Origin of the sequence: Liquorilactobacillus vini DSM 20605 (assembly GCF_000255495.1) — a bacterium.
Classification (GTDB): domain Bacteria; phylum Bacillota; class Bacilli; order Lactobacillales; family Lactobacillaceae; genus Liquorilactobacillus; species Liquorilactobacillus vini.
The window spans coordinates 1-3,784 of record NZ_AHYZ01000099.1; the positions used below are offsets into that span (position 1 = coordinate 1).

Genomic DNA, 3,784 nt, shown 5'->3' on the forward strand with positions numbered 1-3,784 from the left:
ATTACTCAAGAGGAACAGCGAGCAGCTAATACAGCTGCCCGGGACGCTGAAAATCGTCGTGGAAAAATTGAGCGATACTTCTCCTTTATCAAGCACAAATGCGGACTAGGATTAGTGCGCGCAAAAACAGCCTCCACTGTTGCCGTTTCAATTGATTTGGGGATTATGGTGGCCAATATTGAAACAGTTTTACGCTTTTTTTCTTGGAAACTTTTACTTACCATCAAAACTAACGATATTTATTTAAAAATCAGTTATCAAACAAACCAAGTAGATTAAATTCAAAGGCCTAATTCAGTAGCCACTAATTACTGGATTTTTATCGTTAGTGGTCTGTTCAGTATCGGATATATTTTGGCTTTGCTGCCTAAAATCAACCGGCTTTTGGATCAGGAAAAGTATTAATGAAACTAAAAAGGCTGTTGCCAACAATAGCTTGGCAACAGCCTTTAGATTACAAATTAAAAATTAAATAAATCAGTTGACAGATAGCGCTCACCATTGTCTGGAACAACCGTTACGACGCTCTTGCCGTGGCCGAGTTGCTTAGCAAGTTCAATTGCGCCGAAGATATTAGCCCCAGCTGAGATACCTGGCAAGAAGCCTTCCTGTCGGCTGACTTTTTGGGCCGTCTGAATGGCTTGTTCATCAGTTACTTCGATGATCCCATCGTAAAGATTGGTATCTAGAACTTTTGGCACAAAGCCGGCACTGATTCCTTGGATCTTATGCTTACCGGCATGTCCTTCCTTCAAGAATGGTGAACCAGCAGCTTCCAACGCGTAAATTTTAACGTCGGAATTAACTTTCCGCAAAGCATGACCAATCCCAGTCAGTGTTCCGCCAGTCCCAACGCCGGCAACAAAAGCATCGGGAGTCTGGCCCTCAAAGTCAGCAATGATTTCTTGTCCGGTGGTTAATTCATGAATTGTTGGGTTGGCTGGGTTAGCAAACTGTAATGGCAGAAAATAACCATTTTTCTCAGCTAATTCAGTTGCTTTTTTAATGGCATCGGGCATCCCGCCATCGACCAGGATCAATTCAGCACCATAACCTTGGATTAATTTTCGGCGCTCAATACTCATGCTTTTAGGCATCGTGATGATCAAATGATATCCTTTGGCAGCTGCAACAAGTGCCAAACCAATTCCCGTGTTGCCTGAAGTTGGTTCGATAATCGTTCCGCCAGGCTGCAAACGACCAGCTTTTTCAGCTGCAGCGACCATTGAGAGAGCAATCCGATCTTTAATTGAGCTGCCTGGATTAAAAAATTCCAATTTAACATAAACGTCGGCTGCTTGAGTTGGAACGACGTGATTCAATTTCAATAAGGGTGTTTTTCCAATCAATTCTGTAATGTTTTGTTTTGCTTTAACCATAAATAAGACCTCCATTTTTGATTGTTGCAACAACTTGCTGCAACCAGTTAGTGAAAAAAACTTTTTGAGTGTGTTTCCAGGCGAATTCACGACCAGCTTGGTTAATTGGCAAACAGTAATGCTTCTTTGGATGAGCCATGATCTCACGCTGATATTCAGCAACCAGGCTGCCAGCTTGATATTCAAGATGTGAAAACAGCATTGTTTCATTGCCAGCCTGATTTTGAACTAGCAGCAAGCGGCCATCTTGATTAACCGCTTTAACCGTTAATTGTGAATCTGTTTCGATTTGGTGGCGGTTTGAATCGGCATAGCGAGCATGTGGCGCCCAAAAACCATTTGGTAAGCCAGTTAGTAGTGGACTTGATTGAATGATCTTTTGTGGAAAAACACCGAAGAGCTTTTTCGGCAAAACTTCTTTGGCGATATGGTATTGATCATATAAGGCCACCATTGCTCCCCAGCAGAGATACAGTCGTTGCGGCACCTGCTTTAAAGCCCTAAATAGTTCTTGCAATTCCGGCAGATAAGTCACCTGCTCGAAGTCAAGTTGATCAAGTGGTGCACCAGTAATAATAAAAGCATCCAAGCTAGCGACTTCTTTCAAATCAAGCGGCTTAGCGCTCTTTAGGACTTCTGTGGGCACTGGCCGATCCAAATAATGCATGATCGGGTAATAAAAGTGCAATTCGACTGGGTACAGGCCATTTTGTAAGACTTGGCGAAAATCAGCTTGTGTAGCAGCTTTATCATGCATGAGATTTAAAATTCCGATTTGTAGGCTTTTTGCTGACAAAAAAATTCACTTCCTAACTTAAATAACTAATCGTAACTGCTTGGAATTGCAGCAACACCAATCACGCACTCCGCCAATATGGAAAATGCTTGATTTGAAGCTAATTAAATTCAGTAAGTGAATTGTAGTTTTGTTGATTGCCATAAAAAAAGACCCCCATACATTGACTGGCTCAAATGTTTTTGACGAACAAAGCCATTTCCATTGAGAGACCGCCTAAAAAAGCCGATCACAACTTAAAGTACAGAAATCAGCAACAACAATCGTTATTTAATTTTAAGTTAAAGTTCGGATGCAATTGATTTTGAACTAACGTTTTAAATGATTTTAACATTTCAATTGCACCCCTTTCGTTAATAGTTGCCATTATCATAGCAAGCTTGATTTTATTTGTCAACTTTTTTGTGACAATTAAAATTTTAGCAAGTTAATAACTTAAAAATGGCGGAACATCCAAGCAACTGTTTGCTAAGCTTAGTAAAGAAATAGCTAATCAAGTAAGTTATTAGGATCCATTGACGAAACATTTATCAATGATTTGTAATAGTTCAACTAGCTAATTGCAAACAATAAATTTTCAAAAATTATTGCTTGTTTATTTGATCCAAATGTTTTTGAGCCTTAGCTAACTCCAATTTATCATCAAGAAATTCTGCAAAAACACATGACTTTGTTAAATCATCAATTGCTTCCGCAGTCCATTCGCCATTTTTGGCATATAAAGCTTCTGCAGATAGTAGATAGAATGAATCAACGAAGAAAGGACTGTTATTTTTTTTAGCAAAATGTAATGCTTCAGTCAATAAGTCTTGGCATTTACCAACTTGATGATCAATGTTTAAATAAAACTCACTTAAATTAGCAAATAAGGACAGGGACCAAAAAATATGCTGATCCAAATCTAATTTTTTCATTAATCCAGGAAGCTTTTTGAAGTAAAAAGCACTTTTTTCAAGATCTTGTTTAAGACTATAAACAATTCCTAATTCACAAGTAGCTAAAACGGCGTAAATTTCATTACGATCATTAGTCTCTTGTAACAATTGATTATATTCAAAGATTGCATCATCGTAATCCTTTTTGACCCACATTTTAGCATCAGTTTTTAAAAATTGATAGTGAGCACGCTGATGCGGATCAGTAATTTTTTTAATTTTTTTAAGAGTGGTTAAAACAGTGTGATAATCATAGTTCATAAAACACTTATCAGCAGCAGCTAACAATTTTTGATTGTCAATTTTTTCGTTTCCCACCAATACATCAGTCAGTGACAATGATAAGCGTTCAAGAATTTTGGTTAGGATATCACTGTTGGGCGAAGTTGAATTTCGTTCAAGTGCACTGATAGTTCCCTGTGTGGTAATTCCTTCGGCTAACTCTTTTTGTGAAATATGTAATTCTTTGCGCCGCTTTTTTATAATAAGACCATTAATCAATTCCTTCACCTCAAACGATTACTTACAATTTAAAAACGATATAAATAATTATATACTATTATTACTAATAATAGTATATAAAATAAACGATATCATGATTAAATAATTAAGAAAAACGGGAGTGTCAAGAAGTTTGTGTAAATGAAAATCCCTTTCCCCGGCAAAATTAAACC

3 protein-coding genes and 1 pseudogene are annotated in these 3,784 nt (G+C 37.7%); 1 reads left to right on the plus strand and 3 read right to left on the minus strand.

Going from position 1 to position 3,784, the window contains the following annotated elements:
* Positions 1–279: pseudogene (locus ON15_RS11755) on the plus strand (IS5/IS1182 family transposase); the annotation flags it as partial.
* Positions 280–461: 182 nt separating this feature from the next.
* Here the strand turns inward: ON15_RS11755 and cysK are convergent.
* From cysK to ON15_RS06255, 3 genes are all read right to left on the minus strand, one after another.
* Positions 462–1,379 (minus strand): cysteine synthase A, encoded by a 918-nt coding sequence (gene cysK / locus ON15_RS06245; RefSeq protein WP_010580631.1) that lies wholly within the window; start codon positions 1,377–1,379, stop codon positions 462–464.
* Entirely contained in the window at positions 1,372–2,175 is an 804-nt protein-coding gene (locus ON15_RS06250) for a homoserine O-acetyltransferase/O-succinyltransferase family protein (RefSeq protein ID WP_010580632.1), read from the minus strand. The genes cysK and ON15_RS06250 overlap by 8 nt, the downstream gene beginning before the upstream one ends.
* A 584-nt stretch (positions 2,176–2,759) precedes the next feature.
* Positions 2,760–3,611: a helix-turn-helix domain-containing protein gene (locus tag ON15_RS06255; protein ID WP_010580633.1), complete on the minus strand. Its 852-nt coding sequence runs from the start codon at positions 3,609–3,611 to the stop codon at positions 2,760–2,762.
* Positions 3,612–3,784 lie beyond the last annotated feature (173 nt).

Excerpts from the sequence above, each read along its gene's own strand:
- cysK (WP_010580631.1), bottom strand. The coding sequence starts at position 1,379 with ATGGTTAAAGCAAAACAAAACATTACAGAATTGATTGGAAAAACACCC.